Origin of the sequence: Priestia sp. Y58, from assembly GCF_029522095.1 — a bacterium.
GTDB lineage: Bacteria > Bacillota > Bacilli > Bacillales > Bacillaceae_H > Priestia > Priestia megaterium_E.
The window spans coordinates 64993-89854 of sequence record NZ_JAKWFL010000010.1; the positions used below are offsets into that span (position 1 = coordinate 64993).

At 37.4% G+C, this 24862-nt stretch carries 27 protein-coding genes and 2 pseudogenes; 26 read left to right on the forward strand and 3 right to left on the reverse strand.

The features are described 5' to 3' along the window. Positions 1 to 16: 16 nt before the first annotated feature. The 19 genes and pseudogenes from MMB68_RS23330 to MMB68_RS23420 all read left to right on the forward strand — a co-directional run bounded on the left by MMB68_RS23330 (position 17) and on the right by MMB68_RS23420 (position 17842). Entirely contained in the window at positions 17 to 1381 is a 1365-nt protein-coding gene (locus tag MMB68_RS23330; protein ID WP_277447353.1) for an ethanolamine ammonia-lyase subunit EutB, read from the forward strand. 12 nt (positions 1382 to 1393) lie between these two features. Then, positions 1394 to 2419: an ethanolamine ammonia-lyase subunit EutC gene (eutC, locus tag MMB68_RS23335; RefSeq protein WP_277447354.1), complete on the forward strand. Its 1026-nt coding sequence runs from the start codon at positions 1394 to 1396 to the stop codon at positions 2417 to 2419. Between the two features lie 12 nt (positions 2420 to 2431). Further along, positions 2432 to 3085, forward strand: a complete 654-nt coding sequence (gene eutL, locus MMB68_RS23340) for an ethanolamine utilization microcompartment protein EutL (protein WP_264408362.1) — start codon at positions 2432 to 2434, stop codon at positions 3083 to 3085. Positions 3086 to 3119: 34 nt separating this feature from the next. Further along, on the forward strand, positions 3120 to 4649 hold the full coding sequence (locus MMB68_RS23345) for an acetaldehyde dehydrogenase (acetylating) (protein WP_277549386.1): 1530 nt from the start codon (positions 3120 to 3122) through the stop codon (positions 4647 to 4649). Positions 4650 to 4665: 16 nt separating this feature from the next. Continuing rightward, positions 4666 to 4959, forward strand: a complete 294-nt coding sequence (gene eutM, locus MMB68_RS23350) for an ethanolamine utilization microcompartment protein EutM (RefSeq protein WP_013058365.1) — start codon at positions 4666 to 4668, stop codon at positions 4957 to 4959. A gap of 25 nt (positions 4960 to 4984) precedes the next feature. Next, positions 4985 to 5638: a phosphate propanoyltransferase gene (locus MMB68_RS23355; protein ID WP_264408358.1), complete on the forward strand. Its 654-nt coding sequence runs from the start codon at positions 4985 to 4987 to the stop codon at positions 5636 to 5638. Further along, positions 5635 to 6300, forward strand: coding sequence for a hypothetical protein (locus MMB68_RS23360; protein WP_277549387.1), 666 nt, complete (start codon positions 5635 to 5637; stop codon positions 6298 to 6300). The genes MMB68_RS23355 and MMB68_RS23360 overlap by 4 nt, the downstream gene beginning before the upstream one ends. Then, a complete protein-coding gene (locus MMB68_RS23365; RefSeq protein ID WP_013058362.1) occupies positions 6297 to 6581 on the forward strand; it encodes a EutN/CcmL family microcompartment protein in 285 nt (94 codons plus the stop codon). Before MMB68_RS23360 ends, MMB68_RS23365 begins: the two co-directional genes overlap by 4 nt. Then, complete coding sequence (locus MMB68_RS23370) at positions 6574 to 6987, forward strand: BMC domain-containing protein (RefSeq protein ID WP_013084349.1); 414 nt, start codon at positions 6574 to 6576, stop codon at positions 6985 to 6987. Before MMB68_RS23365 ends, MMB68_RS23370 begins: the two co-directional genes overlap by 8 nt. Before the next feature lie 35 nt (positions 6988 to 7022). Further along, a complete protein-coding gene (mdh, locus tag MMB68_RS23375) occupies positions 7023 to 7979 on the forward strand; it encodes a malate dehydrogenase (protein WP_078082069.1) in 957 nt (318 codons plus the stop codon). Positions 7980 to 8557: 578 nt separating this feature from the next. Next, positions 8558 to 8956 (forward strand): DoxX family protein, encoded by a 399-nt coding sequence (locus MMB68_RS23380; protein ID WP_277549388.1) that lies wholly within the window; start codon positions 8558 to 8560, stop codon positions 8954 to 8956. A gap of 142 nt (positions 8957 to 9098) precedes the next feature. Next, positions 9099 to 10036 (forward strand): annotated as a pseudogene (locus MMB68_RS23385) (ring-cleaving dioxygenase). 155 nt (positions 10037 to 10191) lie between these two features. Beyond that, complete coding sequence (locus MMB68_RS23390; protein WP_277549389.1) at positions 10192 to 10758, forward strand: NADPH-dependent FMN reductase; 567 nt, start codon at positions 10192 to 10194, stop codon at positions 10756 to 10758. Positions 10759 to 10928: 170 nt separating this feature from the next. Then, a complete protein-coding gene (gene ycaC / locus MMB68_RS23395; protein ID WP_277549390.1) occupies positions 10929 to 11573 on the forward strand; it encodes an isochorismate family cysteine hydrolase YcaC in 645 nt (214 codons plus the stop codon). A 245-nt stretch (positions 11574 to 11818) separates the two neighbouring features. Continuing rightward, entirely contained in the window at positions 11819 to 12910 is a 1092-nt protein-coding gene (locus tag MMB68_RS23400) for a low temperature requirement protein A (RefSeq protein WP_141480537.1), read from the forward strand. Between the two features lie 36 nt (positions 12911 to 12946). After that, positions 12947 to 13783, forward strand: a complete 837-nt coding sequence (locus MMB68_RS23405) for an alpha/beta fold hydrolase (RefSeq protein WP_277549391.1) — start codon at positions 12947 to 12949, stop codon at positions 13781 to 13783. Between the two features lie 334 nt (positions 13784 to 14117). Beyond that, entirely contained in the window at positions 14118 to 16160 is a 2043-nt protein-coding gene (locus MMB68_RS23410; protein ID WP_277549392.1) for a BglG family transcription antiterminator, read from the forward strand. Further along, positions 16160 to 16441 (forward strand): PTS sugar transporter subunit IIB, encoded by a 282-nt coding sequence (locus tag MMB68_RS23415; RefSeq protein WP_028414844.1) that lies wholly within the window; start codon positions 16160 to 16162, stop codon positions 16439 to 16441. The genes MMB68_RS23410 and MMB68_RS23415 overlap by 1 nt, the downstream gene beginning before the upstream one ends. Before the next feature lie 21 nt (positions 16442 to 16462). Beyond that, positions 16463 to 17842, forward strand: coding sequence for a PTS ascorbate transporter subunit IIC (locus MMB68_RS23420; protein ID WP_277549393.1), 1380 nt, complete (start codon positions 16463 to 16465; stop codon positions 17840 to 17842). A gap of 322 nt (positions 17843 to 18164) precedes the next feature. On the opposite strand, the gene MMB68_RS23425 is transcribed toward MMB68_RS23420, so the two are convergent. The 3 genes from MMB68_RS23425 to MMB68_RS23435 form a co-directional block, all read right to left on the reverse strand. Further along, on the reverse strand, positions 18165 to 18782 hold the full coding sequence (locus MMB68_RS23425; protein ID WP_221786233.1) for a methanogen output domain 1-containing protein: 618 nt from the start codon (positions 18780 to 18782) through the stop codon (positions 18165 to 18167). 305 nt (positions 18783 to 19087) lie between these two features. Then, complete coding sequence (locus tag MMB68_RS23430; protein WP_277549394.1) at positions 19088 to 19987, reverse strand: alpha/beta hydrolase family protein; 900 nt, start codon at positions 19985 to 19987, stop codon at positions 19088 to 19090. Positions 19988 to 20121: 134 nt separating this feature from the next. Continuing rightward, positions 20122 to 20565, reverse strand: a complete 444-nt coding sequence (locus tag MMB68_RS23435; protein WP_221786231.1) for an Lrp/AsnC family transcriptional regulator — start codon at positions 20563 to 20565, stop codon at positions 20122 to 20124. Between the two features lie 137 nt (positions 20566 to 20702). On the opposite strand from MMB68_RS23435, the gene MMB68_RS23440 reads away from it, so the two are divergent. The 7 genes and pseudogenes from MMB68_RS23440 (at position 20703) to MMB68_RS23465 (ending at position 24719) form a co-directional block, all read left to right on the forward strand. Then, positions 20703 to 21287: a DJ-1/PfpI family protein gene (locus MMB68_RS23440; protein WP_221786230.1), complete on the forward strand. Its 585-nt coding sequence runs from the start codon at positions 20703 to 20705 to the stop codon at positions 21285 to 21287. A 240-nt stretch (positions 21288 to 21527) separates the two neighbouring features. Beyond that, positions 21528 to 21755, forward strand: coding sequence for a helix-turn-helix transcriptional regulator (locus tag MMB68_RS23445; RefSeq protein ID WP_028414839.1), 228 nt, complete (start codon positions 21528 to 21530; stop codon positions 21753 to 21755). A 1-nt stretch (position 21756) separates the two neighbouring features. After that, the gene (locus tag MMB68_RS23450; protein WP_221786229.1) at positions 21757 to 22101 is read left to right on the forward strand and encodes a DUF2178 domain-containing protein; all 345 of its coding nucleotides are present in this window, start codon (positions 21757 to 21759) and stop codon (positions 22099 to 22101) included. Positions 22102 to 22677: 576 nt separating this feature from the next. Then, positions 22678 to 22782, forward strand: a pseudogene (locus MMB68_RS27580) (tetratricopeptide repeat protein); the annotation flags it as partial. Between the two features lie 63 nt (positions 22783 to 22845). Further along, entirely contained in the window at positions 22846 to 23331 is a 486-nt protein-coding gene (locus MMB68_RS23455; RefSeq protein WP_277549395.1) for a hypothetical protein, read from the forward strand. Positions 23332 to 23470: 139 nt separating this feature from the next. Continuing rightward, the gene (locus MMB68_RS23460; protein ID WP_221786228.1) at positions 23471 to 23845 is read left to right on the forward strand and encodes a hypothetical protein; all 375 of its coding nucleotides are present in this window, start codon (positions 23471 to 23473) and stop codon (positions 23843 to 23845) included. A 664-nt stretch (positions 23846 to 24509) separates the two neighbouring features. Continuing rightward, entirely contained in the window at positions 24510 to 24719 is a 210-nt protein-coding gene (locus MMB68_RS23465) for a hypothetical protein (protein WP_221786227.1), read from the forward strand. Positions 24720 to 24862 lie beyond the last annotated feature (143 nt).

Below are 24862 nucleotides of genomic sequence, written 5' to 3' on the forward strand. Positions count from 1 at the left end.
AAAGGGGGCTTCATTGGTGAAGTTACATACACATTATTTAGGTGCTGTTTATCAATTTTCTGATTTGAAAGATTTGTTTGCTAAGGCAAATGAAGAAAAGTCTGGTGACCGGCTGGCAGGTTTAGCTGCAGAAACCGTTCAAGAAAGAATTGCAGCAAAAGAGGTGCTTAGCGAATTAACACTTGCTGATATTCGCGAAAACCCAATGATCTCACCTGAAGAAGACGAAGTATCTCAAATTATTGAGAGTCAAGTAAATGAACCTATCTATCAAACAATGAAAAATTGGTCCATAGCAGAGCTTAGAGAGTATATCTTAAGTGATGAAACAACGGGTGAGGATTTAAAGAGGATTAGTCGAGGGTTAAATAGTGAAATTATTGCTGCAGTAGCAAAGCTAATGTCAAATCTTGATTTAGTTCACGCAGCGAATAAGATGGAGATTTTAACAAAATGTAATATTACTATTGGCCAAAAAGGGGTCTTAGCTTCTAGACTGCAGCCTAATCATCCTACAGACAATGTAGAAGGAATGATTGCTTCTTTAAAAGAAGGGCTGTCTTACGGAATTGGAGACGCGGTTATTGGTATTAATCCTGTAGATGACTCAGTTGAAAGTGTAAAAAGGCTGCTCCACGCCACAAAAAATTTTATGAATGATTGGGAGATTCCAACTCAAAACTGTGTCTTAGCTCATGTTACGACTCAGATGAAAGCCATTGAACAAGGAGCACCAGCGGATATGATTTTTCAAAGTATTGCGGGAACAGAAGCAGCTAACCGCTCATTTGGAATCAGCGCTGCCTTATTAGAAGAGGCGAATCAATTAGCTAAAAGTCATGGAACAGGAACAGGGCCTCAGCGCTTATATTTTGAAACAGGACAAGGTTCTGAGCTATCAGCTGAAGCGCACTTTGGAATGGATCAGCTAACGTTAGAGTCGCGTAACTATGGATTTGCACGTCATTATGACCCTTACATTGTAAATACCGTGGTCGGCTTTATTGGACCGGAGTACTTATATAACAATAAACAAGTTATTCGCGCAGGCTTAGAAGATCATTTTATGGCAAAGATGCATGGAATTCCGATGGGTGTAGATATTTGTTACACCAATCATATCAAAGCAGATCAAAATGATATTGAAGATCTAGGTGTATTGCTAACAGCTGCAGGCGTTAATTTTATTATCGCAACACCAATGGGTGATGATTGTATGCTTAACTACCAATCAATGAGCTACCACGATGTAGCGACTTTGAGGCAAACGATGGGGAAACAGCCTTCTCCTTTATTTGCAGAATGGCTTGAGAAAATGGGGATTTTTGAACAAGGGAAATTAAGTAAATACGCAGGAGATCCAAGTATTTTTACAAGGTAGGTGATAAAGAGGATGAATCCTGAATTGATTGAAAAAATTACACGATCCATTGTTGAAAAGCTAGAAAAACAATCTAGTTTCGAACAAAGTTCTCCCACTGACGAACGTCAAAGCAGCGTAGCTTTTTGGGCTCATACATCCAACGCCAATACGAAGGTAATTAATGAACCTCTAGCTGAAGTGATAGAAGAAGAGTCGGCAAAGGAATTAATTAAATTTCCGAATATTCAAGAAAATGATTCAACATCTCTGCCTGAAAGTAAAATGCCTATTCAGCAGGAAGAGAACGTTGAACCAAAGCAGCAGGTTCCGGGTATTAAAAATCCAGTGAATCAAGAAGAATTAGATACATTGATTCAGAAAACACCTGCCCGAATCGGGATTGGCAGAGCAGGTTTACGTCCGCGGACAGAAACATGGCTGAAATTCCGCTATGACCATGCAGCAGCCGTTGACGCTGTGTATGGCAATGTGAACGATGACCTTTTAAAACGGCTGAATTTATTTAAAGTAAATACTCAGGTAACGGATAAAGAAGTATACATTCGCCGGCCGGATTATGGACGAAAGCTATCAGACGAAGCAAAAAAGTGCATTCAAGAGAGATGTACCAAATCACCAACTGTTCAAATTATTGTTTCTGATGGTTTAAGCTCCAAGTCCATTGAAGAAAATGTCGAAGATGTTTACCTATCTCTTCAACAGTCCTTAAAAAGCGCAGGTTTAGATGTAGGCGTTCCGTTTTACATAGAAAAAGGTCGAGTTGCTGTAATGGACGACATTGGTGAACTTCTGACGCCAAAAGTGGTGGTACTTTTGATTGGAGAACGCCCGGGACTTATAAGCGCAGAATCTTTAAGTGCCTATTTATGCTATGAACCGAAAAAAGGAATGATCGAAGCTGAGAGAATGGTGGTTTCCAATATTCATAAAGGCGGTATTCCTCCAGTTGAAGCGGGTGCTTATCTCGGTACATTGGTTCAAAAAATTTTAAAATATGAAGCTAGCGGAGTATCGCTTGTTCAAAAAGAACAATAGAGGTGAATAAGAGTGGCTTTAACACGTATCCATGCTGACATTTTAGCTGTTCGTGTGATTCCAAATGTGGATGACGCCTTAGTTCAACAGTTTAACTTGCAGCCTTACCATAGAAGTTTAGCCATGTTTACATCAAGTATCGATGACGTAGGCTATACAGCTTTAGATGAAGCCACTAAAAGAGCAGACGTTGAGGTAGCTTATGCCCGTTCCTTTTATGCTGGCGCTGCCCATGCGTCAGGTCCGCTATCAGGTGAAATGATTGGGGTATTAGCGGGTCCGAGTCCAGATGAAGTTAAAGCTGGCATTGATGCTGTTTTACAAGTGACAGAATCAGATGCCTATTTTGAAGCGTTAGATGAAGAGAAAAATCACGCGCTGTATGCACATGTGGTGGCAAGAACAGGTTCTTATCTTTCTAAAGAAGCAGGAATCGATATTGGCGAACCACTAGCTTATTTAATTGCCCCTCCACTAGAGGCTATGTATGGACTTGATGTAGCGCTTAAAGCAGCTGATGTAGAACTTGTGAAATTTTTTGGCCCTCCTTCTGAAACAAATTTTGGCGGTGGGTTTTTAACAGGATCTCAATCAGCCTGTCAAGCAGCTGCTGATGCGTTTCGCCAGGCTATTTTAGACATTGCAAGAAATCCAGTTCATTACTAAAAAGCTTATAGACAGTAGAAAGGAGTTGTTGGATATGCAGTTTGATCAAGATCTTCAATCTTTACAAGAGATGCGGGATGCAGTGGAAAAGGCAAAAGCCGCACAGCAGGCATACTTGAATTTTTCACAAGAACAAGTAGATCGCATTGTTGAACGAGTTGCCGAAGCAGCCTATTCTAAAGCATTAGAATTAGCGAAAATGGCAGTGGAAGAAACGCGAATGGGTGTTGTAGAACATAAGAAAATCAAAAATGAGGTAGGATCTAGAGCTGTTTATGAATCAATTAAAAATGAAAAAACAGTAGGGATTGTTCACGAAGATAGAGCGAACAAAGTGCTAGAAGTCGCCTCTCCTTTTGGAGTTGTTGCTGGAATTATTCCTACAACTAACCCCACTTCAACGGCTATCTTCAAGACATTAATTAGTTTAAAAACTAGAAATGCTCTAGTGGTCAGCCCTCATCCTCGGGCAATGAACTGTACAGTAGAAGCACTTAAAATTTGTTCCCGTGCAGCAGTTGAAGCAGGAGCTCCAGAAGGGATTATTGGTTGGATTTCTAATCCTTCTATGGCAGCAACCAATGAATTAATGAAGCATAAAGATGTGAACTTAATTTTAGCAACAGGTGGAAGTGGTCTCGTTCGCGCAGCGTATAGTTCTGGGAAACCAGCTTATGGTGTAGGTCCAGGAAATGTACCTGTATATATTGAAAAGACTGCGAAGGTTGACCAAGCAGTAAAAATGATTGTCGATAGCAAAACGTTCGACAACGGCACGATCTGTGCAACCGAGCAATCGATTGTTGTCGATCTTAATATTCAACAAATGGCTATTAGAGAATTAAAGAATAATGGAGCCTACTTTTTAAATTCAGAAGAGAAAGCCAAGATGGAAAAAGTGATTTCACCGATTCCAAAGAAGCTTAATCCAAATATTGTTGGTCAAAGTGCTGTGAAAATTGCTGAAATGGCAGGTATTACAGTACCTTCTGATACACGCATCTTAGTTGCTGAAGAAACAAGGGTGGCCAAGGATGTACCATTTTCGATTGAAAAGCTAGCACCTATCTTCCCATTGTATACAGCTAAGAACGACGAACAAGCAAGGGAATTATGTTTAAGTTTATTAAATCTTGGAGGAAGAGGTCACAGCTTATCACTTCATACAAACGATGATGCTGTAGCTAAAACGTTTGCTCTTGAAATGCCCGTCTCAAGACTGATGGTTAACACACTCTCGTCAGTTGGAGCCGTGGGTGGTACCACTGGACTTAAGCCTTCCTTTACATTAGGATGCGGTTCGTTCGGAGGTAACATTACATCAGACAATGTGACCGCTCGACATTTATTAAATATTAAGCGAATGGCTTATGGTACAAAAGAGGTGACAATTCCGAAACCATCCGTATCTTTTACCTCTGCTTCGTCAGATACAAAAGATCATCAAGACGTACAGGAAATTGTCAACGAAGTTATGAATCATTTAAAACCACAGGGACCAATTGATTCGGCAGCAATTGCTGAAATGGTTAATCAAGCACTTCAAAAATATCAAACAAACTAATTAGGGGGAATTAAAAATGGCAAGAGAACTAACAGCATTAGGCATGATTGAAACAAAAGGATTAGTAGCATCAGTAGAGGCAGCAGACGCAATGGTAAAAGCAGCAAACGTACATTTAGTTGGTAAAGTTCACGTAGGTGGAGGAATTGTAACGGTTTTAGTACGCGGTGACGTAGGCGCGGTAAAAGCAGCAACAGATTCTGGTGCGGCAGCTGCACAGCGCGTTGGAGAACTTATTTCCGTTCACGTTATCCCACGCCCACACAATGAATTAGAAAGTATTTTACCAAAAATTGATAGTGAACTATAAGCTTAAAAAGTTAGGAGCATAGCGCATGAATAAGCAGGCCATTCAATCGATTGTAGCAGAGGTTGTTCAGCAGTTAAGTCAAACAGCCAAGCAAAGCAATACAGTCCCAATGGCTGTATCTGCTAGACACTGTCACTTAAGTATAGAAGATGTAGAAGCTCTTTTTGGAGCAGGGTATGAGCTAACAAAAAAATCAGACCTGTCTCAGCCTGGGCAATTTGCAGCTAATGAAACAGTTACTATTGTGGGACCTAAAGGAAGCATCGAAAAGGTGCGAGTCCTTGGTCCAGCAAGGAGTATAACTCAAGTAGAGGTCAGTAAAACAGATTCAATTAAACTTGGTTCTGTTCCTCCACTACGTGAATCTGGAGATATAAAGAATTCGGAAGCGATTACATTAGTTGGACCAAAGAGCAGCATTTACAAGAAAGAAGGCTTAATCATTGCACGAGCTCATATTCATATGACGCCGGGTGATGCTGAAGCTTATGGTGTGAAAAATGGTCAGTGTGTTCGCATTACCTCTCAAGGAGAAAGACCTACTACGCTCGAACGTGTATTAATTCGAGTTTCGCCAAAGTTTAAGCTTGAAATGCATATTGATACAGATGAAGCGAATGCTGGGCTAATTTCTACCGGAGCTACAGGGATTCTTTCTCTATACGAGGAAGCTTTATGAACAATCATGCTCTGATTGAACAAATTGTAGTAGAAGTTTTAAAACGATTAGATAAATCAGACAAGCAGCCCCTAAACGTAAAGCCAAAGCTGCTGATTGTGAAAGAGTCAGCGGAAATTGATCCAATTCAAATCAAAAAGTTAGAAACAAGCTGGACACTGGTTTATGGCGATGACCAAAAAGAAAACCTTCCAAAAGATATACAAGGTATTTTATTTGCAGAAGCAAAGCAGGACCTGCTAGTAAAAGGGGCTCTTGGTATGACAGATACACTAGAAAGTTATCTTTTGGCTGAGGCTTTGCTAGAAGGAATTTCTGTTTCACTCATTCCTTCTGTAACTTTAGGAAGCGTTTTGCTGTCCAGTAATCAAAAAAAACCAGTAAACAACAAATATGCAGCACATTTAATCGCTTATAAAAATACATTAGAAAGCTTTGGGGTAAAAATCCAATCATTTGAGAGATTTTTGCAATCAGGCTTAAACAGACACTCTTTATCATTTACAGAACGAGTGCTAACCCAAAGACATGTGAAATTAGTAGAAGAAGAAAAAATTACTGTTTCACCTAAAACGATTATCACTCCTTTAGCGCGCGATACAGCAAGAGAATTAGGAAAAGAAATTTGCGTGATAGACGTAGAGGGAGCGGATGTTTTATGAAAATAGGGACAGTAATTGGCAACGTCTGGGCAACAAGAAAAGAAGATAACTTACGCGGTTTAAAGTTTTTAGTTGTTCAACCTGAACTTTTAAATAAATCGAATAACGACTCTTCTTTTATTGCAGTCGATCGTATTGGAGCCGGGATTGGTGATAAGGTAATGGTTACTCAAGGAAGTGCCGCAGCACATATGGCATCCGACACTCCATTACCCATTGATGCAATTATTATCGGGATTATAGATTCTGTTGATATAGAAAGAGGTGGAGAGAATGGCTAAAGCTCTTGGTATGATTGAAACAAGAGGCTTAATAGGTTCAATTGTCGCAGCGGATGCGATGTTAAAATCAGCTGATGTCCGTTTAGTGAAGCAAGAAAAAGTGGATGCAGCCCTTGTAACAGTGTTAGTTGAAGGTGATGTTAGTGCAGTACAAGCAGCTGTAGATATGGGAAAAGAAGAAGCGGCTCGCGTTGGAGAATTAGTGTCAGCGCATGTAATTCCCCATCCTGATGAAGAGGTTGGAAATAGCCTATTAAAAGATGAAAATAAAGAATCGCAGTCAAAGGAGACACCTAAAGACAATAAAGCGACTAAAAAATCATCTGCTGCTAAAACAAAATCCAGTATTCAATATAAAGCAAAAGCAGATTCTGCTGCTGTAGAAGAAGATCAAAAAGTTGAATAGCATACATATAAACGACGAGGAATGGGGGATAAATCATGGCATTTAAGCGTAAAAAAATAGCTGTAATTGGAGCGGGTTTTACAGGGGCCACAGCAGCATTAATGATGGCACAAAAAGAACTTGGAGACGTAGTGTTAGTTGATATTCCTTCCCAGACTAACCCGACTAAAGGAAAAGCACTTGATATGTTAGAGGCAAGCCCGGTCCAAGGATTTGACGCTAATATTAAGGGAACATCTAGCTATGAGGACATTCAGGATGCAGATTTAGTATTAATTACTGCAGGACTTCCAAGAAAACCGGGAATGAGCCGTGATGACCTAGTCTCAACAAACGCGAAAATTATGAAAGAAGTATCGGAAAATGTAAAAAAGCATGCACCAAACAGTTATATTATTGTATTAAGTAATCCAGTTGATGCAATGACCTACGTTTGCTATAAAACCACCGGGTTCCCTAAAAATAGAGTAATAGGCCAATCTGGTGTATTAGATACAGCCCGCTTTAATACATTTGTTGCTCAAGAATTAAATATCTCTGTTGAAGATGTATCAGGGTTTGTTTTAGGCGGACACGGAGACGATATGGTGCCATTAGTCCGTTATTCGTATGCTGGAGGAATTCCACTTGAAAAAATCATTTCACCTGAACGAATAGAAGCTATCGTAGAGCGAACGCGCAAAGGTGGAGGAGAAATCGTTAACCTGCTTGGAAATGGAAGTGCCTATTATGCTCCTGCTGCTTCTATGGTTCAAATGGCAGAAGCGATTCTAAAGGATAAGAAGCGAATTCTGCCTTCCGTAGCTTATCTAGAAGGTGAATATGGCTGTAATAATCTTTACCTGGGTGTACCTACAATCCTAGGAGGAGATGGAATTGAACATATCATTGAACTTCCTTTAACGGAAAAGGAAAATGAAGGGTTAAAACGTTCAATCGAATCCGTACAAAGCGTTATGGCTATTTTAGAGTCATCAGAAGTATTCAGCTAAACTAATTTCTTATTATTTCAGCTGCCTATTATTAAAATTTAGAGGTATTTTCAAGTTATGTACTTGAAGGAATTGGACCAATAGAAACTGCTGAATATTTTCTAATCATTTGAGTGTGTTAAGGAACTTTTCAGCAGAAAAAATAATAAAGATACAGAAAACTGAGTGAAATGCATCCTGCTACATTTGTAGGGTGCATTTTTGTATGAATAAGTGATATTACTTTTATATTTCACAGAAAAGTAAATAAACCTTGCTTAATTATTTTTAGAACTTGGGTCATACGCGATACGCTTTGCAATGCTCCCGCTACTCATCCTGATGACTTTATATCATTGCTTACTTTTTTAATATGATTAAGAAACAGCAAAGTCCACCCATTATATTTTCTGTTCCCACGCTCATATCCATATAAAATCATGAATATGTTTTTAATACGTCGTTAAGCGTTTCAACTAGCTACAAAAAAATATAAAAATTTATATTGACAGTGGAACCATATGATTTTATAATTATCCTTAATTCAAGATATTTTAATTCGAGATTTTAAATTGATGAAAAAATAGGAGGAATAAAAAATGGTGAGTATTGGTTTATTGTTAATACGTTTAGTCATTGGATTATCTTTTATGGCACATGGAACTCAGAAATTATTTGGATGGTTTGGCGGCCACGGCTTAAAAGGAACGGGAGGCTGGTTTGAATCCATCGGAATGAAGCCAGGTGTTAGAATGGCGTTAATGGCTGGATTATCAGAGCTAGTAGGCGGAGCTTTATTTGCTGCAGGACTTCTTACACCGCTTGGAGGGCTTTTGATTGCAGGAACAATGGTCATGGCGATTGTGAAAGTACACGGTCCGAATGGATACTGGGCCACACAAAATGGGTATGAATATAACCTTACGCTTTTAGTTGTAGCAATCGGTGTAGCAATTGCAGGACCAGGTTATTATGCACTAGATACTTTTATTTTCTAAAAGAGAAATGGATTGAAATAAGAAAGACGCTTTTATTTTTTTGATTAATATCTCGAATTCGAGATATTTACGATAAATAGTTGTAATTTTAAGAGGGATAAGAAAGCATATGACGAAAAATGTATCGAAGGAGATGGTAGTAATGAGTAAAAAAACAGCGGGTATTCATCATATCACGGCCATTGTAGGTCATCCTCAAGAAAATGTTGATTTCTATGCGGGCGTGTTAGGGCTACGCTTGGTCAAACAAACGGTAAACTTTGATGATCCAGGAACGTATCACCTTTACTTTGGGAATGAAGGCGGAAACCCTGGAACGATTATCACATTCTTCCCGTGGGCAAATGCACGACAAGGAAAAATAGGTGACGGGCAAGTTGGCGTAACTTCCTATGTGGTTCCAAAAGGTGCGATGGACTTTTGGGAAAAGCGATTAGCTAAGTTTAGGGTTCCAGCTACAAAGATGGAGCGGTTTGGAGAACAGTATTTAGAGTTTGACGACCCTCATGGTTTACATCTAGAGATTGTTGAAAGAGAAGAAGGAGAAAAAAATACGTGGCAAGTTGGTGGAATTAGTTCGGATGTTGCTATTAAAGGATTCGGAGGCGCTACGTTACTATCTGTTAAGCCTCATGAAACAGCTCAATTATTAGAAGATGTAATGGGGCTAAAAAAAGTAGGGCAAGAAGGAGATTTTATACGTTTTCAATCATCAGCTGACATCGGAAATGTGATTGATTTAAAATTAACAACCATTGGACGTGGGCAAATGGGCGTTGGAACGGTTCACCATATTGCATGGGAGCAAAAGATGATGAAGATCAGTTGGAATGGCAGAAATACGTAGCCGATAGCGGATACGGAGTGACGGCTGTTCGAGATCGGAATTACTTTAATGCGATTTACTTTAAAGAACACGGAGAAATTCTATTTGAAATTGCAACAGACCCTCCAGGCTTTGCGCATGATGAATCACATGAAACAATGGGAGAAAAGCTCATGCTGCCTGAACAGTACGAAACCCATCGAGATCAAATTGAAAGAGCTTTGATTCCTTTTGAAGTGAGAGAATTAGACTGAATTTCACTAAAAAAATTCTTTTAGTAATAGTAAAACGCTAGTTCAACCCTACATTAGGTACAAAGAAGGAATTAATTTATCTATATATAAAACTAATATCTATATTTGAAACACCGTGGTAATATGAAATTAATTCCAAGTAAGGAGGTGAATAGATGACAAAAACTATTGGTCTTATTTGTGGAAGTTTACGAAAGAATTCGTATAACCGAATGATCGCTGAGTCATTGACTACATTAGATGACTCAGCTCAATATCGCTGGATTGAAATAAGCAGCCTGCCTTTTTTTAATGAAGACTTAGAAGCTGACGGATCACCAGAATCTGTCGCATCTTTTAGAGCTGCGATTCAAGATGTTGACGGTGTTATCATTGTAAGTCCAGAGTACAACTCCGGAATTCCAGGAGTGTTAAAAAATGCCTTAGACTGGGCATCAAGACCTCGGACTTCTTCTGTTTTAAACAGAAAACCGGTTGGTCTCATTGGAGCAACTCCAGGAGGCTTCGGTACGGCTTTTGCTCAAATGCAAACGAGAGAAGTACTGGAAGCTATGCAAGTCAACGTTTTACCATTTCAAAAAATGCTGATTTCGCAAGTTCATGAAAAAATTGATGCTCAACAAAAAGTACTAACCGATGAATCAACAAAACGTTATCTTCAGCGCTACCTACAGCAGTTCGTTCATTGGATTGATCAAGCGCCTGTTCCTGTCCTAGATTAAGAAAGAGAACACACCTCACGAACCTTCACCTCAGAAATAGCTTTTCTTTATATATTTTACCTAATAGATCATAAATGAAATCCAAAAAACCGTTCAAATTATAGACCGCTTGTAAGGAATGGAAGAGGTACGTGTATCCTTACTTGCCTTAATTTAAGGAGGATTATAAAATGTCTGATCTTTACTCTCGCCTTTCAAAAGATGATGCTGCCGTGCTTTTAGTTGACCACCAAACGGGCCTTATTTCTGGCCTTGTACGTGACTATGGGGTTGATGAATTTAAAAACAACGTATTGGCTCTTGGTGATACAGCTAAATTCTTTGATTTACCGGTTATTTTAACAACTAGCTTTGAAAATGGACCCAACGGCCCGCTCATGCAAGAACTCGTTGATTTGTTTCCTGATGCGACAAAAATAGCTCGTCCTGGACAAATTAACGCATGGGATAACGAAGACTTTGTTAAAGCCATTAAAGCAACGGGCAAAAAACAGCTTATCATCGCGGGTGTAGTTACAGACGTCTGCGTTGCTTTTCCTGCGCTTTCTGCCATTAAAGCAGGCTACGAAGTGTTTGTTGTGACAGACGCTTCAGGGACGTTTAATAAGCAAGTAGCCGATGCAGCATTAACGCGTATGGCTCACGGCGGCGCACAGCTTATGAACTGGTTTAGCGTAGCGTGCGAGCTGCAGCGTGACTGGCGCAACGACGTTGAAGGTTTTGGCAATTTAATTTCTAGTCATCTTCCTGGATATCAAAACTTAATGGGCAGCTATAGAGGAGCTCAGCGCGATTTCAGCAAGCAGAGTGTCTAACATAGCATGCTAAAGGTCGTTCTCTTTACATATAAGACATGAAAGTAGAATGGCATCTGTGGATCATTTATGTGACGGAGAAAACGTAACGACATAAGAGAAATTGTTAGATAGGTGAGCCGACTGATGAACAGCTGGCTCACCTATCTTTTACTACGCTGCCTGTCATGAAATATGCGTCTCTTGTTTATAAAATAAAGTATATTAACGACAGCCTGATAAATGATAGGAAGGGATGCGGAGTAGTGGAAGAAAAAAAAGTTACGTGGCTGGAGCTTTTTTATGATTTGTTATTTGTGGCAGCCGTTGCGACTGCTACGCATGTTTTGCTTCATGTTGAACAAGGGTATATTCATGGAGAGTATTTGTTAAAGTTTGTACTGATCTTTATTCCGATATGGTGGGCGTGGACGGGACAAACGATGTTTATCAATCGATTTGGACAAGATTTTTTGCATCAGCGCATCTTTATGATTCTTCAAATGCTGTTTGTTCTTATCATGATCTCAAGCTTGTCCGTAGATTTTGATCAATATTACGTCTCTTTTCTGATTGGCTATATTGGACTAAGAGCGTTAACCTCGATTCAATATCTTATTGTTCAAAAATTTGAACAGAGTGAGAGAAAAAAAGTTGCTGTGTTTTTAGGAACATGCTTTGGAATTGGCATTTTCATCTCGCTTCTTTCGCTCTTTTTTGATTCATGGGTCCGCTACGCCGTGTTATATACAGGAATTGCAGTGGATATGATTTTACCTATTTTAGGACATAAACGGTTAGCGAAATTACCGACCAACACCGCTCATTTGTTAGAACGCTTTGCGTTACTAACATTAATCCTGTTTGGAGAATCCGTTGTCAGCATTCTTGCTGTGATACAGCCACAAAAAGGGGATTGGAATACCATTTTATTTTCGGTTATTTCATTTGTCCTGATCATCGCCATGTGGTGGCAGTACTTTGAGAACGTAGAAAAGAAAGTAAACAAGTCCATTCAAAGAGCGGGACAAACGATTATTTACGGACACTTACTTATCCTCATGTCTCTAAGCATGATTGCAGCATCGATTAAGCTCATGTTTTTACACGAAGTTCAGTACACATTCAGCTTATATTTTGTATTCGGCTCCGTGCTGCTCTACTTCATGGCAACCACTCTTGTTTTTCACCAGTATAGATTTGAAGAACATCGTTTGAAAGTGTATCATTTAGGCTTGTTTTTAGGAATTTTAGCGGTATTTTTTATTATTAACTTACTTTTAGTCGTCCCGAGCACCCTCATCATAGGAGAGTTAGCCATCTTTTTTATTATCTACGCTAGGTTTACGACCACTTAACCAAATAAAGAACGACTATATAATGGAGGTAGCAAAATGGCAAAAATTAATGTAGGAACAGAAAATGAAGCACCTATTGAACTATACTATGAGGACCATGGGACAGGAAAGCCGGTTGTCTTAATTCACGGCTGGCCGCTAAGCGGACGGTCTTGGGAATATCAAGTTCCAGCTCTTGTTGAGGCTGGATACAGAGTCATAACGTATGACCGCCGAGGATTCGGAAAGTCTTCTCAGCCATGGGACGGCTACGATTATGAAACATTCGCTGCTGATTTACATCAGTTGCTAGAACATTTGGATTTAACAAATGTGACACTAGTCGGGTTTTCAATGGGCGGCGGAGAAGTAGCTCGTTATGTAGGAACGTACGGAACAGATAGAGTAGAAAAAGCCGTATTTGCAGGAGCTGTACCACCATTTCTTTATAAGTCAGAGGATCATCCTGAAGGAGCATTAGATGATGCAGGAATTCAAGAATTTGAAAACGGCGTAAAAAATGATCGTTTAGCTTTTCTTGATGATTTTACAAAAACATTTTTTGGGATGGAAGACGGAAATGACTTAGTCAGCGAACCATTTCGACTTTACAACCGGGATATTGCCGCAGCCGCATCGCCTAAAGGGACGCTAGACTGCATAGCTGCTTTCAGTAAAACAGATTTCAGAGACGATTTAGCCAAATTTACAATACCTACTCTTATTATTCACGGTGATGCAGACGAGATCGTTCCATTCGAATATAGCGGAAAGCGAACGCATGAAGCCATTTCTGGTTCCAAGTTAGCCTTGATAAAAGGCGGTCCACACGGCTTAAATGCAACGCATGCACACGAATTTAACGAAGCGCTGCTGTCATTTTTAAGAGACTAAATCTAAGTGATTATCTTGTAGGTGAAAATCTGACATATGAATAGGAAAAGCGGGAAGAAGTTGCCGGAGGGCGCTTCTTTTTTGTTGTTACGCCGATAAAAAAGCTTACTATAGTAAGGGAGGCAATTTAAATCGCTTTACTGCAGCTTTAAGAGATAAAAATCAAAAAATAAACGTTTGTCATTCTGTGGTGCGAGCGCTTATGTTAAACTTTTAAAAGGAAAATATAACCTTCAGTCCAATAGCTATTCTAAAATGACAACAAAGATTGGATTGAACAGTTATGTAATCGCTAACACTTCTATTTTATAATAAACGTGAGGAGGATAATAAGATGTTTGATCATAAATCATTGCAGCTGCTTGAGCAGATGATTAATTACCCGAAGTTATCAATTCCGGAGTTGAGACTTCAAATAAATTTATCACCTCGACAATTTGCCTATACGCTTGATAAGTTGAACAATGCATTAAGCAATTTAGATTTACCAAAAATTCAAGTGATTGATATAGAATTTAAGGTTGATGAAAGAATTAAAAACTATTGGAAACTAGAAGGAACATCGCTTAACCGTCAGCAGTCAGTTTTTCAAGAGACTGAGCGGATATACTTAATTTATTTATACACGTATATTCGAAAAGAGGCGATAGCAAATATACATTATCAGTCTTTTCTGCAGGTAAGCAGGAATACAGCACTAGCGGATATTAAAAAGCTTCGTTCGTATTGTGAGAAAGAAGGCATCCAGTTATCTTATAACCGGACAGATGGCTTTCACCTAGAGGGAGAAGAGAGGCTTAAGCGTCGATTTGCAACTATTTGTATTGGAACGCTTTTGCAATTGCCAATGGGCATTTCAGGGATGAAGCAAGTTCTTAATAGTTGGAATTATGAAAATACAGGTTCAGCAATTAGAGAGAACGTAAATGATTTAGCTGAAAAATATCGGATCGATTTTGTTAGTAACCGGCTAGATCAGCTAGTTTATGAACTCTTATTTCTACAATGCAGGTCTGGGCATCACAAACTGATTCTACCAATCAAGCAAATTAAATTAATGAAAGAACAGCCCTTACTAAAAATGGGGGAAGAGCTATCAACTTATTTACTTGATGAAGTGGCTGAAGCAGAGGTTATCTACCTAACGGTTCAATTGTTATCTGCTATGCAGAATATAGAAGAGCTCCATATTGATGAAAAGCTTGACCTTGTATCGAGTACTATTATTTCAGAAGTAGAGCGCTTAATATTAGTACCATTTAAGGAAAGGCATATTTTAAAATCGCTCTTATATAAACATTTGGTACCAGCCTATTTTAGAATCATCTGTGAAGTGCCATTATCAAATCCGTTGATTGACACAATTAAAACAGAGCACGGTGTACTCTTTGAATTTGTTAAACAGGCGTTGAAGCCACTTTCTGAATATACGGGAAAATGTATTTCAGATGAAGAGATAGGGTATTTTACGATTTTATTCGGTGGGCATGTTCGAAAACTAGAGGCTAAACCTAAAGTGTATAGAGCCACAATCGTTTGCCCAAACGGGATTAGTTCCTCTATGATGCTGCGAACGCAATTACGACAATTGTTTCCAAAATTGCATTTTACAGAATCATATTCGGCTGCGGAAATCGAAAAACTGTCCCCAGACAGTTACGATATGATTTTTTCAACTATTTATTTGGAATCATCCAAGCCTGTTTATTTAACACGTCCATTATTAACTGCGCTGGAGGAAAACTATTTGCAGCAAGCTGTGGCAGCTGATTTCAATTTGCCGGTTCAATCAACTATCCCAATGGATAAGTTAATGGCGACCATACGAAAATATGCAACTATTAGAAATGAAAAAGCGCTTTATGAAGATTTAACGAAACATTTAAGACAGAGCCATACACGTGAAAGGAGTTACGCCCCTATGCTTTCTGAACTTTTAACAGAGGATAAGATTCAATTCTCTGACGCTTCTCTAGAGTGGGAAGAAGCAATCCAACTAGCAGCAAAACCTTTGGAAGAACAGCATTATATTACTTCAGCCTATACTCAAGCAATGATTGATAGAGTTTTAGAAATGGGAGCTTTTATTCATATAGGGAAAGGGATAGCTATTCCTCATGCCCGGCCAGAACAAGGTGTACAAGAGCTTGGCATGTCCCTTCTACGAATGAAGAAACCAGTTTTGTTACTGAACCAAGAAGAACATGCAATTGACTTGTTTATTTGTCTAGCAGCCATTGATAACAAATTACATTTAAAAGCGCTGTCAGAATTGACATCATTTTTAGTAAATGAAGACTCATTAAGACGTTTAAAAGAAGCTGAAACTTCAGCTGAAATTATAGCTATGATGCGAAAAAAAGGAGAAGATGAATAATGAAAATTTTAACAGTATGCGGATCAGGATTAGGAACAAGTTTTATGGTAGAAATGAATATTCAACAGTTGTTGAATGAGATGGGAGTAAGCGGCGTAGAAGTCAATCATTCTGATTTAGGTTCTGCAACACCAGAGGATGCAGACGTGTTCTTCCTTGCAAAAGATATTGCAGAAGGCGGTGCAAGCTTAGGAAACGTCGTAATTTTGGATAATATTATTGATTTAGAAGAATTACGCGCCAAGTTAACAGGGGTTCTGCAAGAAAAAAATCTACTGTAAAGAAATTGAGAGGTGATAGAGATGAATCAGGTGTTAAATGTATTAATTAACGTTCTGAGTGAACCCTCAGTTTTAGTAGCCATAATTGCTCTAGTAGGTCTACTTGCACAAAAGAAAAATCTTTCAGATACACTAAAAGGAACAACAAAAACGTTTGTTGGATTCCTGGTTATTACAGCAGGTGCAGGGATTCTTCAGCAAGCCCTCGCTCCATTCGGAGAAATGTTCAAAGCAGCATTTAACGTAAACGGTGTCGTTCCAAATAATGAAGCCATCGTTGCGATTGCACTGAGTAAATATGGTTCTTCGACCGCATTAATTATGTTTTTTGGTATGATTGTAAACCTGCTGATTGCTCGTTTTACACGATTTAAATATATTTTTCTGACAGGACATATCACTTTGTACATGTCATGTATGATTGCCATCATTTTATCCGTAAGTGGTTTTACATCGTTTTCATTAATTCTCTTTGGTGCTTTAACAGTGGGGATTTTTATGACGCTTTCTCCAGCCCTCGTTCAGCCTTTTATCCGTAAACTAACAGGTAATGATAATGTGGCATTAGGACATTCTGGAGCAGTTGGTTTTGCAGTTGGTGGTCTCGTGGGGATGGCTGTAAAGGGAAAGAAAGAGATTGTATCAACAGAAAAAATTAACTTTCCAAAAGGGCTTGGCTTCTTACGAGACAGTACAGTTAGTATTGCATTAACTATGGCGATTTTCTACGTTATTGTCGCTCTTTTTGCGGGGCCTGGTTATGTCGAAGGTAACTTAAGTGACGGAAAAAACTATATTTTATTTGCGGTACTTCAAGCAGGAATGTTTTCTGCCGGCGTTTTCGTCATTTTAGCTGGTGTACGATTGGTATTAGCTGAAATTGTACCAGCATTTAAAGGAATATCTTCTAAAATTGTGCCAAATTCAAAGCCAGCATTAGATGTTCCAATTATATATACTTATGCACCAAACGCTGTATTAATTGGTTTCTTTTCAAGTTTTTTAGGCGGTATTGTTAGTATGTTAATACTAGTTTTATCAGGAGGAATCATTATTTTACCAGGTGTAGTACCTCACTTCTTTACGGGTGCGGCTGCAGGGGTGTTTGGAAATGCAATGGGTGGTGTACGAGGTGCGATTTTAGGCTCATTTGTGAACGGCCTTTTAATCAGTTTCATGCCAATTCTATTAATACCTGTGTTGGGAGATTTGGGTCTATCAAATGCTACATTTTCAGATTCAGACTTCGGTATAGTGGGACTATTCTTGAGTGGGCTAGCTCATTTCGGGGGAAAAACCACCATTATGGTTGGTATTGGTTTAGTGTTACTGATAATGATCTTGGCCAGTATACGCAAGCAAGAAAATCATGCAGTGCCTTACAAAAAAGTCGAGAAATAAAAAATGATAGACAAGAGCTTGAAGTAGTATCGTCAATCCATTCATTATCAGTTCATGCAATTAAAAAAGGCATTCTGACCGCTTCAAGGATTCTTTAGGGTGACGCATCTGATTCGTAAGCATAAGGTTACAAATAAAATCCCTAAATAGCTATAATAACTTTTACTTTTTTTTTTTCTGCTTACCATAATAATTAAAATGAGTGGTGAAAACAAAGAGCAAACCTTTAATTAAAGGCTGCTCTTTGTTTTCTACATCTTGTTTTGCTTCTCTAACCTAACTAGAACAAAATGTCTTAATAGTTAAATGTGGTAATGAAATACTATTTACGTAATTCTTCTAATTCTGCAAGAAGGGTTTCAATCATTTCATCGCTTCTTCGAAGTTCTTGATTAAGCATATGAATCGTTTCCTCTTCCCAATTGAAAGGATTACCATAAGAAGGCGTAATAGAAAGATCTTCATACACATCTCCATTTTCTTCACTGTGTTTTGTAAAATATATAGCAACTTCACACATTGGGTGACCAAGAGCAATACGCTGGCGCAAGCTCACTTTTCCATAGCCGAATTTACGAGCTGCAATTCCTCCAAACACACTAGACGTCATCTTACACAAATGAGGAGCATCCTGTACGACGTCGCCAAATGGACATTGGGTAGCGCTTACAACCACATGGTCTGGATGAACGGAAACAATTTCAAAGTGACCTCCAATTGAATTTTTAAGGTCAATTATAACTTCTGCATATTCCTCTACCGTCCACTTTTCATGCTTATCGCTATAAAAGCCTTCCATCCACTCTCCAGTACGAATACCAAGTTGTTTAATATATTCTTCAGCTACGGGGCCTACCGTTTTTTGATGAATCATTGCGTACTGTGTAATAAGTTTAGCCAAGAATAAATGTCCGGTTAGCTGACCTTTTTTTAAAGCCATATTGTAAATCCCCCTTTTATTTTGTAAAAGAGTAAAAATATCAATTCAATAAGCAGCACTTTTTCTATATATCTCTATTTCTTAATTATTACAGATTAATAAGATCGTGTGTTATGTTTTTTGAATTTTTGAAACATTTATTTGTGAATACTGGCTGCTTTTAAAAAAAGAAAGAAGGAGACTAGCGTCATGGACCTCATAGGAAATGAAAATCCCTTAGAAGCTCATCAGTTTCTAAGGGATTTTAACTTTTCTTTCTAGATATAATTGCTTCAAAAGAAAAGGGGGTACAACTGACTAATCTGTTAAAAAGAATGTAATAAAAAGTCCAATATAGTGTTTTGCAGGTCCTCATGAAACTCCCTGCGATTAAAGCCTTCCGGATCCTGAGAAGGGAGGAAGGTAGGAGACTTCATAAAGTCGGGAAATGGGCTGAGAAATGAAAAATGTCCTCCATTTTCTACAACGATATGCTGAACTTTTTCCACATCAGAAACGCCATTTAATACAAATTCCCCGTGAAAAGAAGGAGTAATCGTATCCTTTTCACCTGTAATCATTAAGATAGGTGTATTTACGTCTTCAAGAGCTCCTCTTTCTCTGAACCATCCGGCGGCTGGTGCTAAAAGAATCAGTGATTGAACACGTTTATCATGATCAACAGATAAACAGTAAGGCTTTCGATCAGGAGACTCAGAAGGAAAAGAAGTAGGGACTCCACCTGCTACAGCAAGAGCCGTATATCCTCCCATTGAATGGCCAATAAAAGAAATATTATTTGATTTAATGGATGTAGAAAAGGAACTTTCCTTTAAAAACCAATCGATTACAGTACGTATATGGGTAGGCCGGTTTTTTAGGTTATCTATTGTTCCAGATAGCGTATTATTCTCTCGATTATTAAACGGATGTTGAGGTATTCCTACAATAAAACCATTACGTGCTAAAAACTGGGCAATGGTTCGATAAGCAAGAGGCGTGCTTCCATCGCCATGAGAAATAATGACTAAAGGAAATGATCCGTCTGAAAGTGGAGCATCTTGCGCAGCGCTTATCGTGTAAGGTCCCATCTTTTCAACTTTTTCTTCTTTATATGTAGGGTACATAATAAGCAGAGGCAAGACGTGTTCATTTGTTTGATCTTCTATATCCACGAATTGACATCCGGCATAAAATGACTGTCTTTCATGTGTTTTTATTTGCACTTATACTCCTCCTTACCTTTAACAATAATCCTTATTATAACAAGCTTATATATGAACTTTTTTTGATTTAGCTCTCTTGAAAAATCGACTTGAATACTGTTAATGGACAAATAAATAAACATACTTTTTAAACGTTATTCGTTGCTAGTATCTTGGGATAATTTAAGTTCCATATTCGTATGTGATGATAAAACGATGTTTGTTGATGGTATACCAAACTCCATAGCTTTATCAATAAATTCTTCTAAAGTATGCACGGACTCTGTACATACTTTTGCTATGTAACTTATTTTTCCAGCTACACGATAGCATTCCATTACATCAGGATGAACGCTACAAAACGCCGCAAGATCCTTACATCTTGTTGTCTCAAATAAAACAAACGCAGTTATATTTCTATCTAACTTTTCTGCATCAACAATTGTTTTATAGCCTTTTATAATCCCTTGTTCCTCTAATCTTCTCACTCGTTCAATGGTGGAAGGGGAAGATAAGTAAACTTTTTGAGCCAATTCTTTCATTGAAATCTTAGCATTTGCCTGCAGTTCATGAAGTATTTTTTTATCTATTGCGTCCATTTTATCGTCAACCTTTTTTTATTAATTATTATCAAGTAATTACCTCATTTAGTAAAGTTATCTTTAGAAATAACCTAATTATTTGTATATAACATCGCATAAATATTTCATAAAATTTACTGAAAGGAGATGATTCTATGAAGAAAATATTATTGCTTTTAGCAAATGGATTTGAAGCTGTAGAAGCAAGCGTTTTTACAGATGTGTTTGGATGGAATAAATTTGAGGGAGACGGCACGACTGAACTAATCACAGCGGGCTTACATCCAAAACTAACATGTACATGGAACTTTACTGTGATACCGGAAATGCTAGTATCAGATATTAATGTAAAAGAATTTGATGCGCTTGCTGTACCCGGTGGTTTTGAAGAAGCAAATTTTTATGAAGATGCTTACGATGAGAGATTCCTGCAGGTTATTCGAGAATTTCACTCAGCAGGAAAACCTATAGCCAGTGTCTGTGTTGCCGCTCTTTCACTTGGAAAAAGTGGAATCCTTGAAGGGAAGAAAGCTACTACTTATAATCAACCTAAAAGTATAAGAAGGGCACAGTTAAAAGAATTGGGCGCACTTGTTCAAGATGATTATATTGTCGTAGATCACAATATCATTACTTCATCAAACCCGAGCACCGGGTTTGACGTGGCCTTTTTACTATTAGAAAAATTAACTTCTTTAGAAAATGTTCAACAGGTGAAAAATTTAATGGGATTCAACTAATCAACAAATATTGGTCTTAACGAAGAAAAGAAAATAAATCTTTTCTAAATAGTAAAAGGAAATGAGTACTTTATTTTTTGATGTTGAAATAGAAAAAGGGTTAGATTCATTGCTAAGAGTCTAACTCTTTTTATTTTCCTAAAATGTATAATAATATTTATCTTTTGTATAAGTTTACTTTACCTTTATATAAGTTTAGTGTATGATGGATTTGTAGTCAAAAAAAGGAAGGTGATTACATTGAAAGAAAAAAATGGTGACTACGTTGAAAATAAAGTGTATGAGCACCGAGTTTTAAACAGGATGTCTCAAAAAGAATTGGCTGACGCAGTGGGCGTATCTAAACAAACGATATATGTAATGGAAAAGAATAATTACTCGCCTTCTCTTGTTTTAGCTTTTCGAATAGCTGATTTCTTTAACGTAGATGTAAACGATATTTTTAGTTATGTGAAAGGAAGGGATTAAAATGATAACTGACAAAATAGGAAATGCCATTTTTACTCCTTTGAGAACCTGGACAGAACAATCAAATAGTAACTGGAATATTCTTATTGGTATCGGTATCATATCGCTTATAGCTGGATTGATTTTAGTATATGTATTTTATAAAAAAATGGGGGAGGCTGATGAAAGAACAACTCAAATAAGTTTAAAAAGTGCCCTCATTATGTTGTGTGGAGTCATTTTATGCGATTTGATTTTCCCAAAAGAATATATGTGGCAAATTTTCTTCTTATTTAAATATTCCATTGCATTCATTGCTTCCGGTATATATCTTGCTGTTCAATATAAAAAGGATTTTTTAAACTAGAGGATGACGCAGATTTACCGGGAGTAAAAAAAGCCATAGAAGGCTATACATTTCTTTGGCTTTAGTGTTTCACCTATAATTTTCTTGCAACAACATTATTAACTTCATGACAATTCTACTCTTATTTTTATGGTCGTCTTTAAACGAATAAGATTGATACATTCCTATAGACCAACCATCATTCATTCCCTTCTTTAGTGTTCAACATTTCAGACATTCAATTATAGTAGACCAGTGGTTACGTTTTATAAAATGAAATAGATGATGATAAATAACTAAATCGTAGTTATCATTAAATTTATAGTTAACTATATTCTCTACACAGACGAGAGGGTCTTTGCAGGAAAATATATTTTTTACTGGGAAAGTATACTATAATTCATAGTGAAACAGATTCTATATTAAATTTCTCGTAAAAGCTGCCTTATCTGACAAATCGAGGCGGCTTTTACGTTTGCTATTTAAAAGGGGTATGACTATGAGCAAGTATGATGAAATAGATTTTGAAAAGGTTGCGCTTCACATGCAGAAGCAAGTGGAAAGTATGAAGAAGCAATTGGTATATTAGAAGAAGCCATCACTTTAACTCCTTCACTAGAAAATCTAAATAATCTTGGGTTATGCTACTATAAAAAAGGAAGGCTATCTGAAGCAGCGGAATGTTTTCGTAAAGCGCACTTACTGCGATCTTCTAACAACGATAGTTTGTTTCCATTCCTTAGCTATGGAATTTGTCTAGCGCATTTGGGAAGGGAATCAGAAGCAAAAGAAGCTGTAAAAAAGCTGCTGCTGCTGAGTAAAAAAGAAGGAGAAGATTTAGAAGCTGATATAGCAGAGATCTATTATATTATGGAGGATTATGAAGAGGTTGTTAATATCTACTGCAAGTTAGATTGGGAATTTTATTCAGAAGAGTTCTTTCCGACTTATTTTCATTCGTTATGGAAGCTTTCAAAAACAAAACACATTGAAGAACTTGCTTCTAAGACTATCCAAAGAAAAGAAAAAGAAATGCAAGAAGTTCTTCAAGATCCAGATGAGGAAGAAGAGTTTAAAGTAGAATACAAAGAAGTGACAAAAGAAGAGATTGCTTTCATTAAAAATACGGTTAAAGAAGTGTATTGGGGAAAAGCTCCTGTTGTAAAGTATGAACCTACATTGGAAACTCGCTGTTATTTGTATGGCTGCTTTAGACATACAGATGTAAATCCTAGCTATTTTTCTATATAGGATGCTACAACTCTTTTAGGATGAATACACAAAATTTGTTGCAAACTTTGTAGAATGTTAGATAATCGTTTCAAAAGGGAAATGAGTTTTTTTTAAAATGGGATAGTAAGATGAAGGATGGAAGGAGGAGGGGGGTATAATGAAACAATGCACTGTTACATCTCTCATCTGTACGCTGTGTGTGCTAAGTACAGTTATTATATCTTTTATTACATATATGGATATTGATAATTCATTTTCGTTTGGATTTATATTAGGTTATGTTGTATTTATTATAGTCGCATCTTTTTATTGGATTATTAAGTTAATTAGTAACATCAAAAAAGTAAAATGGTTTGAACTAAGAAAGCGACTATTGAAGTTTGTTGGGCTGTTCATTTCCTTTAGTGCTGCTATCTATATTTTTAACTATATGTTTCGATCATCCCAAATCGATATGTATGACCTTAGTATACCTTTCGCTATGGCTCTTAGCTTAACTTTTTTTGATTTATCATTTTTTAAAGAAAGGTGACAGATGGTTGTAAATGCTTCGTATCGGAAATCTAATAGTATTATGTTTATCTTTATCCTTACTAATCAAGAACTTACTACTTCTTTTAGAGGACTAGATTAAACCCAGTATAGCAACAGAAAGGATGGGGTGATGGAAATAAGAGCATAAAAAAAGCTATTTCAATCGTATTGGCATCGGAGTGAAATAGCTTTTTCTACTTTACATTCAAGAGTTTGTTAGTTCGTTATGAACATCCTTACATGTGAAGTATATCACAAACTATTTTTGTTGTGAAGATGAAAAACTAAATTTGTATGACAAATTTTATTAGGTTGAGAGATTTTGAATATGTTATTTAACAGGAATCGTACGCAGATGCTATTTTGAAACAGCTGAGCATCTTAATAAAAATGAACATTACTTCTCAACACTTTACAGAAACTTACTTCTTTTAAAGAAATCTTTTCAATTTCTATGGATAAAAAAATTGTTTTATCAGGTATATTGTTAAGTAGAAGTCTTAAGTAGTAAGTGCGTGTTTACGGTATTCGGTATGATAAGTATTTTTGGATGGTTACTCATGTACAAGACAAGAGATATAGATAACAGGAGCTCTATTGATAAACTATCTTTTTAAAGGAAGACATCTTACCGATAAAAATTACAAAAAGGGGGGGCGTAAATGAAATTTGATGTATCTGAATTAGTTGAAGCAAAACGTCAAATCGATTCAACTTTACATAAACTCAGACAGACAGTAAAAACGTTTGAAGCTAAAGAAAATGCTGGTAGATATAAATCTCAAATTACTTTAGCTAAAAGACGGATACAAGCATTCGAGCTTTCAGTGGCTCTTATTGAAAGGGAGATAAACGAACTTTCTAAAAGCTAGATGCTAGCTTTTAGAAAGTGTGTATTCAACGACGTTATTTACTTTATGAATTACAAAACGTCGGAAAATGCTATATCACAGTAAAAGCATGTTAGTTCATCTTTAATTGTCGCTTAGAGTGGAATATCAGAAAGAAACCTTGA